General features: G+C 74.6%; 15 protein-coding genes. 7 read left to right on the top strand and 8 right to left on the bottom strand.

Annotated elements, in window-relative coordinates; all coding sequences use genetic code 11:
• Positions 1-53: 53 nt before the first annotated feature.
• From ACFW6A_RS06340 to ACFW6A_RS06360, 5 genes are read right to left on the bottom strand one after another with little or no spacing between them, the layout of a single operon-like run.
• Complete coding sequence (locus ACFW6A_RS06340) at positions 54-626, bottom strand: GAF domain-containing protein (protein ID WP_351105363.1); 573 nt, start codon at positions 624-626, stop codon at positions 54-56.
• Entirely contained in the window at positions 623-1,246 is a 624-nt protein-coding gene (locus tag ACFW6A_RS06345; protein ID WP_351847474.1) for an ATP/GTP-binding protein, read from the bottom strand. Before ACFW6A_RS06345 ends, ACFW6A_RS06340 begins: the two co-directional genes overlap by 4 nt.
• Positions 1,224-1,601, bottom strand: a complete 378-nt coding sequence (locus tag ACFW6A_RS06350) for a DUF742 domain-containing protein (protein WP_351847471.1) — start codon at positions 1,599-1,601, stop codon at positions 1,224-1,226. Before ACFW6A_RS06350 ends, ACFW6A_RS06345 begins: the two co-directional genes overlap by 23 nt.
• On the bottom strand, positions 1,598-2,032 hold the full coding sequence (locus tag ACFW6A_RS06355) for a roadblock/LC7 domain-containing protein (RefSeq protein ID WP_351105369.1): 435 nt from the start codon (positions 2,030-2,032) through the stop codon (positions 1,598-1,600). The genes ACFW6A_RS06350 and ACFW6A_RS06355 overlap by 4 nt, the downstream gene beginning before the upstream one ends.
• Before the next feature lie 7 nt (positions 2,033-2,039).
• On the bottom strand, positions 2,040-3,878 hold the full coding sequence (locus tag ACFW6A_RS06360) for a sensor histidine kinase (RefSeq protein ID WP_386639055.1): 1,839 nt from the start codon (positions 3,876-3,878) through the stop codon (positions 2,040-2,042).
• A 658-nt stretch (positions 3,879-4,536) separates the two neighbouring features.
• Here ACFW6A_RS06360 and ACFW6A_RS06365 point away from each other — a divergent pair.
• The 3 genes from ACFW6A_RS06365 to ACFW6A_RS06375 are packed head-to-tail and all read left to right on the top strand — an operon-like array spanning position 4,537 to position 6,981.
• On the top strand, positions 4,537-5,769 hold the full coding sequence (locus ACFW6A_RS06365; RefSeq protein ID WP_386639058.1) for a hypothetical protein: 1,233 nt from the start codon (positions 4,537-4,539) through the stop codon (positions 5,767-5,769).
• A complete protein-coding gene (locus tag ACFW6A_RS06370) occupies positions 5,753-6,523 on the top strand; it encodes a hypothetical protein (protein WP_386639061.1) in 771 nt (256 codons plus the stop codon). Before ACFW6A_RS06365 ends, ACFW6A_RS06370 begins: the two co-directional genes overlap by 17 nt.
• 50 nt (positions 6,524-6,573) lie before the next feature.
• Positions 6,574-6,981 (top strand): NTP pyrophosphohydrolase, encoded by a 408-nt coding sequence (locus ACFW6A_RS06375; RefSeq protein WP_351847459.1) that lies wholly within the window; start codon positions 6,574-6,576, stop codon positions 6,979-6,981.
• Positions 6,982-7,010: 29 nt separating this feature from the next.
• On the opposite strand, the gene ACFW6A_RS06380 is transcribed toward ACFW6A_RS06375, so the two are convergent.
• Both ACFW6A_RS06380 and ACFW6A_RS06385 read right to left on the bottom strand, forming a co-directional pair.
• Positions 7,011-8,285, bottom strand: a complete 1,275-nt coding sequence (locus ACFW6A_RS06380) for a serine hydrolase domain-containing protein (RefSeq protein ID WP_386639064.1) — start codon at positions 8,283-8,285, stop codon at positions 7,011-7,013.
• Positions 8,286-8,512: 227 nt separating this feature from the next.
• Positions 8,513-10,198, bottom strand: a complete 1,686-nt coding sequence (locus ACFW6A_RS06385; RefSeq protein ID WP_386639067.1) for an alpha/beta hydrolase — start codon at positions 10,196-10,198, stop codon at positions 8,513-8,515.
• 259 nt (positions 10,199-10,457) lie between these two features.
• On the opposite strand from ACFW6A_RS06385, the gene ACFW6A_RS06390 reads away from it, so the two are divergent.
• Together ACFW6A_RS06390 and ACFW6A_RS06395 are read left to right on the top strand one after the other, a co-directional pair.
• On the top strand, positions 10,458-11,558 hold the full coding sequence (locus tag ACFW6A_RS06390; RefSeq protein WP_386487167.1) for a mechanosensitive ion channel family protein: 1,101 nt from the start codon (positions 10,458-10,460) through the stop codon (positions 11,556-11,558).
• Between the two features lie 37 nt (positions 11,559-11,595).
• Positions 11,596-12,108, top strand: a complete 513-nt coding sequence (locus ACFW6A_RS06395; protein ID WP_351847446.1) for a GNAT family protein — start codon at positions 11,596-11,598, stop codon at positions 12,106-12,108.
• Positions 12,109-12,173: 65 nt separating this feature from the next.
• Here ACFW6A_RS06395 and ACFW6A_RS06400 read toward each other — a convergent pair whose 3' ends face one another.
• Positions 12,174-12,470: a hypothetical protein gene (locus ACFW6A_RS06400; RefSeq protein ID WP_351847443.1), complete on the bottom strand. Its 297-nt coding sequence runs from the start codon at positions 12,468-12,470 to the stop codon at positions 12,174-12,176.
• Positions 12,471-12,835: 365 nt separating this feature from the next.
• Here ACFW6A_RS06400 and ACFW6A_RS06405 point away from each other — a divergent pair, with 365 nt between their 5' ends.
• Both ACFW6A_RS06405 and ACFW6A_RS06410 read left to right on the top strand, forming a co-directional pair.
• Entirely contained in the window at positions 12,836-13,252 is a 417-nt protein-coding gene (locus tag ACFW6A_RS06405; protein ID WP_351847529.1) for a hypothetical protein, read from the top strand.
• Positions 13,249-13,905, top strand: a complete 657-nt coding sequence (locus ACFW6A_RS06410) for a hypothetical protein (RefSeq protein WP_351847439.1) — start codon at positions 13,249-13,251, stop codon at positions 13,903-13,905. Before ACFW6A_RS06405 ends, ACFW6A_RS06410 begins: the two co-directional genes overlap by 4 nt.
• Position 13,906: the final 1 nt, after the last annotated feature.

A 13,906-nucleotide genomic window follows, 5' to 3' on the forward strand; every position in this document is an offset into this window, starting at 1 on the left:
ACGGGGGCCCGCACGGCGTACCGTACGGGCCCCCGCCTCCGCGCGGACGCGGGTCAGAACATGCCGTCCTCGCGGCGGTGGATCTGCTCGACCAGCTCCGCCGCCATCGCCTTGATGGTCTCCAGGCCGGACCGGCCCCACGGCCGGACGTCGGTGTCGACCACGCAGATCGTGCCGAGCGCCACGCCGGTGCGGTCGATCAGCGGCGCGCCCATGTAGGAGCGGATGCCGATCTCGTCGACGACCGGGTTGCCGGCGAAGCGGGGGTAGTCGCAGACGTCCTCCAGGACGAGCGCCTTGCGCCGGACCACGACGTGCGGGCAGTAGCCGTGGTCGCGCGCCATGAACCGGCCGACGCCGCCCGCGCCGGCCGCCGCCGCGCCGAGGTCGCTGCCCGAGTGGGAACCGCCCGGGGTGTGCAGGCCGGCGAAGAACTGCCGGTTCTCGTCGATGAAGTTGACCATCGAGAACGGGGCCCCGGTGACCTCGGCGAGCCGCTGCGCGAACTCGTCGAAGGCGGGCTCCGGGCGTTCCCCGAGGCCGAGTTCGCGCAGCCGCCGGACCCGGTCCGGGGCCTCCTTGTCGATGGGGGTCAGGAGGAGGTGACCCGTCGGGTCGTAGGTCATGGCGTGACTCCGAAGCTCGGCTCGCTGGCCGGGGTCGAGTTGAGGAGGTGCTGGACGAGGGTCAGCAGCGTGCTGATGGCGGAGCTGGAGATCCGGGCGTCGCAGAGGACGATCGGCACCGTCGGGTCGAGGTCGAGCGCCTGCCGGACCTCGTCCGGGTCGTAGCGGAAGGCGCCGTCGAACTCGTTGATCGCCACCACGAAGGCGATGCCGCGCCGCTCGAAGAAGTCGATGGCGGAGAAGCACTCCTGGAGGCGGCGGGTGTCGGCGAGGACGACCGCGCCGAGCGCGCCCTCGGACAGTTCGTCCCACATGAACCAGAACCGCTCCTGGCCCGGGGTGCCGAAGAGGTAGAGGACGTTGCGGTCGTCGAGGGTGATCCGGCCGAAGTCCATGGCCACGGTGGTCGTGGACTTGGACTCCACGCCCTCCAGGCTGTCGGTGGCGGCGCTGACCGAGGTCAGCAGCTCCTCCGTGCTGAGCGGTTCGATCTCGCTGACCGCGCCGACGAAGGTCGTCTTGCCCACGCCGAAGCCGCCCGCCACGAGGATCTTCAGCGCGGTGGGGAAGGGGTCGGCCGCGAAACCGTCATGGCGTTCAGAGCCGCTGTCGTAGGCCATCGAGCACTGCCTCCAGCAAGGAACGGTCGGATGGGTTGGCGTGGAAGCGCGGGGCGCGCGCGGTGAGGGCCCCGCAGTCCACGAGGTCGGAGAGGAGGACCTTGGTGACGACGGCCGGGAGCCTTAAGTGCGCCGCGACCTCGGCCACCGAGGTGGGCCCGTCGCACAGCCTGAGGGCCAGGCCGTGCTCGGGGCCCATGTGGGGCTGCGGAGCGGAGCCGGTCGCCATCACCAGGGAGAGCAGGTCGAGCGAGGTGGTGGGCTTGGTCCGTCCGCCGCTCACGGTGTACGGGCGGATCAGCCGGCCGGCCGCGTCGTCGAGCCAGGGGCCTTCCTGTGGAGGGGACGCGCTCACTGACCGGCGCCACCCGCCGCTGCGGCCGCCTGCCGGGCGGGCGTCACCAGGTACGGGCGGACGCTCTTGACCAGCATGGCCATCTCGTAGCCGAGGACGGCGGCGTCGGCCTCGCGGCCGGCGAGGACGGCCAGGCAGGTGCCGGATCCGGCGGTGGAGACGAAGAGCAGGGTGGAGTCGAGCTCCACCACGACCTGCCGGACCTCGCCGCCGTCGCCGAACCGGACGCCGGCGCTGCGGCCGAGCGAGTAGAGCCCGGAGGCGAGGGCGGCCATGTGGTCGGCCGCGTCGGGGTCGAGCCCGTGGACGGATTTCACCAGCCCGTCGGAGGAGAGCAAAACCGCGCTGCGGGTGTACGGGACCCGCTGGACCAGACCGCTCAGCAGCCAGTCCAGATCCGAGGAATGGCCGGTCGGCACATTGCTCGCCATCGTGTATCTACTCCTTGTGCGCGCCGCCGTGACGCAGCGACTCCTGGGGGGTGGGCTGGGATTCGGCGAGGCCGATCCCACGCTGGAACGCGGCCATCAGGCCGGGGTCGTGCAGGGCGTGCTCCTCGGCGGGGCGGGCCTGCGGCTCGTCGCGCAGCTGCGGGACGAGGTGTTCCTGGGCGCGCCGCTTGGGCAGGTCGGGCCGGCCGGGCGCCTCCGCGCGGGGCGCCGGGGGGACCGGGGGCGCTGCGGAGCCGTAGCCGGTCGCGGCGGCACCGTGCTCCGCGTACCCGTTCGCCGCTCCGGTGCGGGAGGGGACGAAGGGGTTCGGGGCGGCGGCGGGCGCCTCCGGCCGGGCGGCGGGCGCGGGGGGAGCGGCCGACGCCGCGGGGGCGGGGGGCTGGTAGGGGTACGCGGCCGGGGCGGGGGCCTCCCTGGGGGCGGGGGCCGGGGTCTCGGCCGGGGGCAGCGGGGCGGAGGGGGTTCCGCCGGCGGGGTGCTGCGGCCGGTCGTGCTGCACCGGTGCCTGGGGCTGCGGCTGCTGGGGCGGCAGCGGGGCGGAACCGGTGACCGCGGCGGTCTGCCGCTCGTGCTGGGCGAGGCCTTCCGGGTCGGCGCCGAGGAGGCCCTGCGGGAGGACGAGGACGGCCTGGATCCCGCCGTAGATGTTCGACTGGAGGCGGACGGCGATGCCGTGGCGCCGGGCCAGCGCGGAGACGACGAAGAGGCCGATCCGGCCGTCCTGGAGCAGGTGGGCGACGTTGACCTGGTCGGGGTCGGCGAGCAGGGCGTTCATCTTGTTCTGCTCGCCGACGGGCATGCCGAGTCCGCGGTCCTCGACCTCGATGGCGAGGCCGGCGGTGACGTACTGGGCGCGCAGCAGCACGGTGGTGTGCGGCGCGGAGAAGACCGTGGCGTTCTCGACGAGTTCGGCGAGGAGGTGGATGACGTCGGCGACGGCGTGGCCGCGCAGGGTGCCGTCGATCGGCGGGACGAGCTTGACCCGGGGGTACTGCTCGACCTCGGCGATGGAGGAGCGGAGCACCTCGGTCATGGTGACCGGGTTGGACCACTGGCGGCGGGAGATCGCGCCGCCGAGGACGGCGAGGTTCTCGGCGTGGCGGCGGATGCGGGTGGCCAGGTGGTCGACGTGGAAGAGGCCCTTGAGCAGTTCGGGGTCCTCGACCTCGTTCTCCAGTTCGTCGAGGAGCTGGATCTCGCGGTGGACGAGGGACTGGAGCCGGCGGGCGAGGTTCACGAAGACCTCGACCTTCTGCTCGTTGCCGACGCTGCTGGAGAGCCGGGACGCCTGGACCACGGCGGCGACGGCGGCCTCGTGGGAGCGGGTCAGCTCGGCGCCGAGCCGGTCGAACTCGTCGCCCCCGGTGGCGTCGGGGAGGGCGGGCCGGGGGGCCGGGTCCTCACCGCGGCGCAGCTGTTCGACGAGCGTGCGGAGTTCTCCCTGGTCCTGGGCGGCGTCGCGGCGCAGCGCGGCGACGCGGTCGAGGACGGCCCGGGCGGCGCGGTCGGCGCCGAGCGCCGCGGCGGTCACCGAGGCGATGGCGAGGGCGGCGGCTCCGGTGAGCGCGGCCCACAGCGCGGGGGTCGGGGTGGTGCCGGTCGAGCGCAGGGTGAAGAGGACGGCGGCGGCGCCGCCGAGGGCGACCGCGACGGCGGGGAGGACCGAGGTGCGCAGCAGCTGGGGGCGTATGCGGACTTCGGCGGGGGCCGTGGCCGCGGCCCTGCTCTGGCCGGTGCCGGTGGTCGTGGTGCGGGCGCCCGAGCGGCCGTGCCGCCCGCCCTCGCGGCGGTCGGACCGCGGGGCGGGTGCGCGAAGTTGTGACATGGGTGTCCTTGGTACGTGCCCGGAGGATCGGCGTACTGAGGGGTACTGGGGGGACTCGTGGGCTGGGGGGTGAGGTGGGGCGGTGTGGCGCGGGAGGGGAGGGGACGTCAGGTGCGATGAGCCTACCGATGATCACCGACCACACACTGTAGTCGTCAACCGTTCATGTGCGGTGCGCAGTTGGCAAACTTGCCCGTAGACCTGCGAAGTCTGCTAACACCGCCCCTACAAGAGGCCGAGATCGATTGGCCGAAAGTCGCCAGTGTGGCGCGGGAGTTGCCGGGAACGGAATCGTACGAAAGAGGGCGGAGACGCCAATTGACCTCCCTCCTCTGCGGAAACGCCCCCGCTCCGCCCCTGAGCGGAATCCTCCGCCCGGGGTCTGATCCCGCCGCGCCCACCCCCTTCGTCACGGAGCGTGAACGTCTCCGGGCGGGTCGCGGCGGGCCGTCGCCCGGGGCCCGGACGGCCCCCGCCGGTAACCGTCGGTAAGACCGGAACCGGCCGGTGCGCGGGGTCCGCGGGAGGGCGCGGCGGGAGGCGCCCTACGGGCCACCGGTCCCCGCCCCGAATGCCGTTGCCCGCCCCCGGGGCCCGTGAGAGCATCGGCCCTTCGCCCAGTCCACCCTCTTCCCTCCGCGAAGGACGGGTACCGCTGATGTACACGACAGAGCCGGCAGAAGCCCGCATCGAGACCGCGGGGAACGTCCTGGTCGCGCCCCCGACGGTGCGGGAGGCCGAGCTGGGCGGCGAGTTCCTCGGGACCACCGTGACGCCGGAACGGCTCGCCTCCGACGCGCCCGACCTCCGGGGGAGGACCGTCTACCTGTGCGGCGACCTCTCCCGGTTCGACGGGGAACCGCTGCGCGCCGCCGCGCGGGTGTTCGTCGTCAGGGAGCTCTCGCAGGGCGCCGACGGGGACCTCGACCCGTCCTGGTCCCCCGTCGGCGTCGGGCGGATCCCCCTGCGCGTGCACGGCGTCGGCGTCTACTACCGCCGCTTCTTCGAGCCCGGCGCCGGTCACTACGGACGGATCCGCGCGGAGCACGAGTTCCAGTCCCTCACGGAATCCACCAAACCCGGCACCGCGCACCGCAGCGGGATCTACCTGACGCCCGTCACCCGGGACGGCGACGCGCTGCACTTCCGGCTGCTGCGGTGCTCCACGAACCTCTCGGGGCCGACCGAGGGCTTCGGCCCCACCGACACGGAGGTCGTCGGGGAGCTGAACCGCGAGGCGGCCGCCGTCTTCCGGGACCACGCGCCGCTCAACCACGTCCTCGCGCAGGTCTACCGCAACACCGGGGCCACGGCGGAGCGCAGGCAGTCCAAGGCCAGGATCTCGGCCCACGCCGACAAGACCAAGGACATGCCCGCCCACGGCGTGATGGCCTTCTGCACCTTCTACGACGGGCTGGACCGGCTGCGCCCGATGCCCGGGGACACCTTCGACCTCGGCGCGAAGGGGACCAGCGGGCTGACCCGGCTCCACTTCCGCCTCAAGGAGACGGCCGCCCGGGAGGCCGAGGAGGGCGGACTTCCCGCGCGGTTCACCGTGACGCTGCACCCCGGCTCCGTGTTCTTCGCGCCGCTGTCCACCAACCGCCTCTATACGCACGAGATCCGGCCCTCGGGGCTGGACGCGGACCTGCTCCCGACCCGCCTGGGCTACGTGGTGCGCTGTTCGGACACCGAGGCCGTGCACCGGGACGGGCGCACGTTCCTCAAGCGGGGCGGGGACGTGGTGGAGCTGGAGGCGCCCACGCCAGAGGGGATGGAGGAACTGCGGAGGCTGTACGCCGAGGAGAACGCGACCTCGTCCCCCGTCGACTACGGCGACCGGTTCCTCTTCAGCATGAACGCGGGAGACTACCGTGCCCCCCGCCCCTAGGATCGCGGACCTGGTCCTCTCGTGCGCGCTGCCGGGCGGGGAGGACCTCTTCGCGGAGCTGTCCGCGTCGATCCGCTGGGAGGACGTGGGGAAGGGCCGGCGGGGCGCCGTGCTCACCCGCGTCGACCAGGCGGGCGGCGTGCCGCTCGTACGGACGACCACGCGGTACGCCGCCCCGGCGCAGCGGTTCCGGGCCGTGCACGAGCGGCTGGCCCGGCGGGTCCGGGAGTGCGCGGGGCTTCCGGTCGCCTTCGACAACGCCCTCGCCGAGACGTACACGAACGCCTACCGGACCATGGGCGCGCATTCCGACCAGGCCCTCGACCTGGCCGAGGGGTCGTTCGTCGCCGTCTTCTCCTGCTACGAGCGCCCCGGGGCGGGCCCGCTCAGGAAGCTGGTCTTCACGTCGAAGGAGACGGACGGCGAGAGGTACGAGGTCCCCCTCGCCCACCACGGGGTCGTCGCGTTCTCGGTCGGCGCGAACCGGCTGCTCAGGCACCGGATCGTCCTCGACGCTCCCGGCACGGTGGCGGAGAACCGGTGGCTGGGGGTCACCTTCCGCACCTCGAGGACCCTCCTCCGGTTCCGTGGCGGGGACGCGTACCTCCCGGGAGGCGCCCGCCTCACCCTGGCCGACGACGAGCAGAGCCGCGCGTTCTACCGGCTGCGGCGGCTGGAGAACGAGGGGACGGACTTCGTCTACCCGCCGCTGGCGTACACCGTCAGCGGGAGCGACCTGGTGCCGCCCGTCTGACACGCGTCCCCGCCCGGCCGTCCGGCCGGCCCGGCTGTCATCCTGGCCCCATGGACACCGAAGAGCCCCCGCCGCGCCCGCTGCTCGTCGTGGACGGGGCCAACGTCGTGGGTTCCGTGCCGGACGGCTGGTGGCGCGACCGGCGGGGGGCCGCCGAGCGGCTGCGGGACCGGCTGGCCGTGCACGGCGGCCCCGTCGACGGGCCGTACCCGGGACCGTACGAGATCGTGCTGGTGGTCGAGGGGCGGGCGCGGGGGGTGGAGTCCGTGCCCGGCGTGCGCGTGGAGGAGGCCGCAGGCAGCGGGGACGACCTGATCGCCGCGCTCGCGCGCGAGGCCCGCGGCCGGCCGTGCCTGGTGATCACGTCCGACCGCGAGCTGCGCCGCAGGGTCGAGGAGACGGGCGCCCGCTGCGCGGGACCGCGCGGCCTCCCCGGCGCGACCGGCCCGAGCCGCTAGCGGCGCGGCCGGTCGCGGGGGCGTACGGGTCAGTGGCGTTCGGGCAGGTCCCGCTCGGCGGGCAGCGGCGCCGCGTCGGCGGCCGCCGTGCCGGAGGCGGTGCGCGCGGACGGCGCGGGCGCCGGCTTCGGGCCGCAGAAGGCCGCCTCCAGGGTGCCGCCCAGCGCCGTGTTCGCGGCGCCGTGGTTGGAGGTGTTGGCGACCGCCGAGAGGCTGCGGCTGCCGTCGCGGGTCGAGAAGGCGTACGTGTAGAAGCCCTGCACGGTGCCGGTGTGGCCGTACACCCGGGCGCCGCAGGACAGGTCGTACCGGCGCAGGCCGAGCCCGTAGAAGCGGGTGCCCGTGCCGTCCGTCGGGGTGACGGTCGTCATGGCGTCCAGCATCTCCGGGGAGAGCAGCCGGCCGCGCATCAGCGCGCTGGTGAAGGTGTTCAGGTCGGCGGGGCTGGAGATGACGGCGCCCGCGGACTGCGCCCAGGAGACGGTCTGTTCGGTGGAGTCCACCAGCGGCTCGCCGGCCGCGTCGGGGTGCAGGTAGCCCCGCACGGCCAGGCCCTTGATACGGGTGTCGGGGTGGACGTAGGAGGTGTCGCGCAGCTTGAGCGGCTTGAAGATCCGGCGCTCGTAGGCGCGGTCCACCGGCCGGCCGGTGAGCTTCTCGATGAGCATGCCGACGACCACGAAGTTCGCGTTCGAGTAGCGGTACGCCGCGCCGGGCTCGGTGGTGCGCGGCTCGCTCAGCGACAGGTCGACCAGCTCCTGGTACGTGAACACCCGGTTCCGCACGGCCTCGAAGCCCGGCACGGTGTCGGCGAACATCGCGTTGGTGTAGTCCGCGAGGCCGCTGCGGTGGGTGAGCAGGTGCCGGACGGTGATGCGGTCGTCGGGCAGCAGCCCGGGCAGGTGGCGGTTGACCGGGTCGTCGAGCTCCAGCCGTCCCTCGTCCACCAGTTGCAGCAGCACCACGGTGGAGAACGTCTTGCTGACGCTGCCGATCCGGAAGCGGGCGTGGATGTCCATCGGCGCGCCCGAGGCCCGGTCGCGGACGCCCGCGGTGAGGCTCTCGACCCCGCCGGGGCCGGAGAAGCGGGCCATGGCGCCCGGAGCGCCGGCGGCCATGGCCGCCTCGAGGGCGGCGGTGATGCCGGCCGGGTCCGGCGCGGGGGCCCCGGCGGCGTCCCGCGGGGCGGAGAGGGGCACGGGGGCGGCGAAGGCGGGCGCGGCGGGGGCCAGTCCGGCCGCGAGGGCGGCGACCAGGGTGGCGGCGGCGCCGGCGGTCAGGCGTCGGCGGTACGTCAGGGGCACGGTGGGTCCTCGGCTGCTCACGTGGTGTTCGGCGCGGCACACGCCATCCGTGGCCGCGGGGCCGGGGGCACACGCGTCGTCGGCGCCGACCGCGTCCCCCTCCCGACGATCATGAGGGGCGCCGGCGGCGAAAGGTTCCAGGCGCGCCCTCCGGTTTCCGCCGTCCGCCGGAGCGGGCGGCGGAGACCGTCGGGCGCCGTGCGGCGCGATCGAAGGCCGTCGGACCGTCAGGAGCCCTGCCGTCCAGCGGGGAGGCCCTGCGGCACCGGCAGCGGGAGCGGCTGCCGCAGCCCGTTCGCGGCCTGCTCCGGCGTGGCCCGGCAGGTCGTGTCGCCCGCCGGCAGCCGGCCCGTCGTCAGGTAGGCGGTGGCGGTCGCGTCGGCGCAGGACCGGGAACCGTAGACGCCGTGGCCCTGTCCGCCGAGGACGGTGACCATCCGGGCGCCCTTCATGACCCGTCGCAGGCCCTGGCCGCTGACCAGCGGCGTCTGGGAGTCCCACTCGTTCTGGAGGATGAGCGCGCCGACGGCGTTGCCGATCCGGGTGGCGGGCTCGGAGCCGCGCTGCCAGAAGGCGCACGGCTTGATGTGGGACGCGACGTCGCCGTAGAGCGGGTACGCCGCCCGGTCGCGGACCGCGTCACGGCGGTACCGCTCCGGGTCGCGCGGCCAGGCGCGGGTGTCGGCGCAGACGACGGACCAGAAGGCGGCGTCCATGTTGTCCGCGGGGACCGCGGGAACTTCGCGGGCCGCGGGGACCTCGGACGTCCCCGGGAGCGCGGGGCCGGCGAGGAACCCGGCGGACGGGCGCGCGAAGGACGGCGGGACGGGCCGGGGCGGGGCCGGGCGCAGGGACGGCGCGGTCGCCGGGGCCCCTCCCTCGGCCGCCTCCTTGAGCCGGACGACCGACTCGGCGGCGGACTCGGGGGCGAAGAAGGCGGGCCGGGCGGCGACCCTGATGTCGTCGCCGGTCAGCCGCAGGCCGTCGATCTCGATCGGGGTGCGGTCGGCCCGGGCGACCAGGCCCCAGAAGGTCGCGCGGACCTCCTCCGGGGTGTCGCCGAGTCCGTAGACGGCGTGCCGGTCCGCCGTCCAGTCGGCCCAGCGGTCGAAGGCGGGCTCGGCGCCCTCCGCCCACACCTGGATCATGCCGCGCCAGATCCGCGCCGGGTCGACGGCGCTGTCGAGGACGAACCGGTCGGCGCGGCGCGGGAACAGCTGGGTGTAGACGGCGCCGAGGTAGGTGCCGTAGGAGTAGCCCAGGTACGAGATCCTCCGCTCGCCGAGCACGGCGCGGACGAGGTCCATGTCGCGCGCGGTGTTGCGGGTGGTGAGGTGGGGCAGGACGGCTCCGTTCGCCGCCCGGCACTTCTCCGCCACGGTCCGCGCCCAGCGCACGTCCTCGGCGAACGCGGCGGCCTTGTAGGGGCGCTGCCAGTTCAGCTCGTCGCCGGTGAGGCCGCAGCCGACCGGGGAGCTGCGGCCGACGCCGCGCGGATCGAAGCCGACGAGGTCGAAGCGCCGGGACACCTCGTCCGGCAGCTCCGACCTCAGGTACAGGGGCATGTCGAGGCCCTGGCCGCCGGGCCCGCCGGGGTTGATGAGCAGGACGCCGTGCCGGTCGCGGGGGCTGGTGGCCCTGATCCGGGAGATCGCGAGGTCGAGCTTCCGGCCGGACGGGCGGCCGTAGTCGAGGGGGACCTCGATGGTGGCGCACTCGAACTCCGCCGGCCCCTGCGGGTCGCAGGGCGCCCACCGCGGCTGCTGCCGGGTGTACTCCGCTAACGCGGCGGAGGGGGGAGTGGAGGGAGCGGGCGCCGTGTGGGCGGGAGCCGCCGGCGGGGCGGCGGCGAGCGCGGGCGTGAGGGTCGGCAGGAGCGCAGCGACGGCGGTGGCCGCCACGACGGCGGCCATCCGGCTCCGGACGTGACGTCGGCTCCGGTCGTGGCTGCGGTCTCGGTCTCGGTCTCGGTCTCGGTTCTGGTTGCGGTTTCGCACGGGGCGTCGGTTCCTCTGGGGTGCGGAGTGATCGGTCCGCAGCACCCTCGCGCACGGCGCCCGCGCGCGGGAATCCGGCTGAGGTCCGGACCGTGTACGCCCCGAGGAGGAGGAGCCGCCGGAAGAATGGTCCCCCGGACGGTTTGACCGGGACGCCGGCGGTGAGGCGGAGCCCATGGAGAATTCGCTGCGGCTGATGATCGCCCTGTGCGGCTCGGCACTGGTCGCGTACGCCGTCGTGCGGGCGGCGGACCTGACGACCCGGCGCGCGGACGCCCGGCGCCCCGGGACGCCCCTGTGGGGACTGCTGCGCCGGTGCCGCACGCCCCTGTTCGTCGTCCTGTTCACGGTCCTGCTCGGCTGGGCGGTGCGCGCCGCCGACTGGACCCCGGCGCGGGACTACGCCGGGGTCGTCGACCGGATCCGGGTGCTGTGCCTGATCGGCAGCGGGGCCTGGCTGACGGTGCGGTTCGCCTCCGCGCTGGTGGAGTCCTCCTACGCGCGCTACGCCGGGCGCACGCTCGACCGGGCCCGGGTGCGCCGGGTGCGGACCCAGGTCACCCTGCTCACCCGGGTCGTGTCGGTGGGCGTGGGAGTGATCGCCTGCGCGGTGGCGCTCGTGACCTTCCCGTCGTTCCGGACGCTCGGCACCTCGCTGCTCGCCTCCGCCGGCATCATCGGCATCGTGGCCGGCGTGGCGGCGCAGTCGACCCTCGGCAACCTCTTCGCCGGCTTCCAGATCGCCTTCGGCGACATGGTCCGGATCGGCGACACCGTCGTCGTGGACGGCGAGTGGGGGATCGTCGAGGAGATCACCCTGACCTTCCTCACCGTGCGGACCTGGGACGAGCGGCGGGTCACGCTGCCGGTCTCGTACTTCACCTCGCGCCCCTTCGAGAACTGGTCCCGGGGCGGCGCCGAGATGACGGGCACGGTGTTCCTCCACTGCGACCACGCCACGCCGGTGCCGCTCCTGCGGGCGCACCTGCGCAGCTTCCTCGACGACTGCCCCGGCTGGGACCGGCGCGGCTGGGACCTCTCGGTGACGGAGACCTCCCCGACCGGCATCACCGTCCGCGCGCTGGTCACGGCCAAGGACCCCGACGCGCTGTGGACCGTGCGCTGCGCCGTACGCGAGGAGTTGGTCCGCTGGCTGATCCAGGACCACCCGGCGGCCCTCCCGAAGGTCGTGACGGCCCCGCCGCCGAGCCCGGCCGCCGCCTCCGCCTCGGCCCCGGCGCCGCGCCGCGGGGGCGGGACGCCGTCGGGCGGCTGACCTCCCGTCCGGCGGCGGCATGGGGCAGGCTGGGGGGATGAGCGACTTGTACGGTGCCCGCGTCGTCCTGCGTCCCGCCGTCCCCGAGGACGTCCCCGCCCTGGCCGCGATCCGGGCCACGCCCGAGGTCCGGGCCCGCTGGCGCGGCGAGGACGACCTGGCCGGCGAGGTCGCGGCCGACCTGGAGGACCCCGCCACGCACTGCCTGACGGTCCGGCACGAGGACCGGATCGTCGGCATGATCCAGTGGTACGCCGAGGACGAGCCGGACTACCGGCACGCCGGCATCGACCTGTTCCTCGATCCGTCGGTCCACGGCCGGGGCCTGGGCACGGACGCGGTCCGCACCCTCGCCCGCCATCTCGTCGACGACCGGGGCTTCCACCGGCTGGTCATCGATCCGGCCGCCGACAACGCGGCGGCGATCCGCTGCTACGAGAAGGCCGGCTTCCGCCCCGTCGGGGTGATGCGCCAGTACGAGCGCGGCGCGGACGGCAGTTGGCACGACGGCCTCCTGATGGACCTGCTGGCGTCGGAGCTGGTGCGCTGAGCGCTGCTCCCCCTCGGCCGGCCCCGCCCGGGGCGTTCTCCCGGGCGGGGCCGGAGCGCGCGGGGTCAGAGGGGGCGGGCGGGGGCCGGCACCGGCTCCCCCACGGACAGGGTGTCCACCATGCGGTTCAGCTTGTTCCGGGCGCGCGTCGCGTGGGCGCGCGGCAGCCTGATCTCGGCGCGGGCCCGCGCCGATCCGGTGACGACGTACGCCAGCGCCAGGACGGGCGTCCCGCCGAGGGTGGCGGCGATCCGGGCCAGCGCCCCGGGGGTGTCCCGGAGCGAGACGAGCACCGTGCAGGTGTCGGCGGGCGTCGCGTCGGGGAGCGTCGTACCGGGGCGGGTGAGGCTGTCGTGTGCCATGGGCTGTTCCTGTCCAGGTCTGGCGGGCCGGGGGGGCCGTGGTGTCGGGGCCGGGAAAACGAAAAGACCCCTCGTGGAACACGAGAGGTCTGCGCGCGGGCGGTGGGGCGGGAGGGGTCGCCTCCGGGTCACCTCGGTGCCGGCACGCGGGCGCTGGTAATGAGCCGCCGCTGCATGGCGCGAGTCTGCCACGGAAGGCGTCGTTCCGGACGGGCCGTCTCGCTCACCGGACACCGTCCGGTCCGCGGCGGCCCCGGACCGGGGCCGGGTGCGGAGCCCGGGCGGGCGCCCCGGCCGGAACCACTCGGCCTTCGAGAGCGTCTGTTCCCAGGGTGTCCCCGGTGGTCGAGGAGGAGGAAGGGCTCGTGGAGCGGTCCAGGACGGCGCTGGCGGAGCGGATCGTCGAACGGAGGGCGGGGGTCGGCGATCCCCGGGCGTTGGTGGGCGAGATGAGGCGCTCGGTCCTGCTGGTGCCGGTCGACGGCGGAGGGCTGTGGTCGGCGCGTTCCGGTGGCGTGCGCTGGATCTGCGGCTTCACCGACGAGGCCGCCCTGGCCAGGTTCGCCCTGCGTCACGGGCCCGGCGGCCGGCCGGTGGAGTACGCGGCGCTCCTGGGGGCCCGCCTCGTGGACGAGATCGTGCCGTCGCTGGGCGAGCCCGCGGGCCTGGCCGTCGACATCGCCGACGAGGACGGGTCGATGTTCTTCCCGCCGGTCACCGGGATCGTCCCGGACGGCGTCGCCGTCGACCGCGACGTACGGGACGGAGGGCCGCGGGCATGAGCGGTGACGGGGCGGACCTGAACTTCGACCAGGCGGCGGTGGCGAAGTTCACGCAGGGCGTGGGCGCCACCATCGACGGTCTCGGCGACCTGGGCGGTGCCACCGGTTCGGTGATGGGCAAGGGCTTCTCCGAACTGTCGATGACGGGGATGGAGGCCGGACACCACGGCCTGTCGACCGACTTCGAGGACTTCTGCGAGCGCTGGGAGTGGGGGGTGCGGGCGCTGGTGCGGGACGCGAGCGAGATCGCCAACCGCCTGGGGCTGGCGGCGGGCACGCAGTGGGAGCACGACCAGTACGTCGAGGGCGCGTTGAAGGTGGGCGTGAACTCCGTGATGGGCGGCAACCCGCACGCCTCGGAGGACGAGATCACCCGGCAGGGCTGGGGCGACGTCTTCACCCCCGACTACCTGGACCCCGACTGGAGTCCCGAGTCGTTCGAGAAGGCCGGCCAGGAGATGGAGCAGACCTGGAAGGACACCGGACGCACCGTCCTGACCGAGGGTCAGGGCGGCCGGCAGTCGCAGATGCTCAACGACGCGCTCGGCATCTCCGACGAGCAGTGGGACCGGGCACTGGACGACACCTTCGGCCCGTCGCCGGAGGAACGCGCCCGACAGGCGCAGCAGCAGGGTGAGAACGGGGGCCACTGAG

The sequence above is a fragment of the Streptomyces sp. NPDC058758 genome, from assembly GCF_042746075.1.
GTDB lineage: Bacteria > Actinomycetota > Actinomycetes > Streptomycetales > Streptomycetaceae > Streptomyces.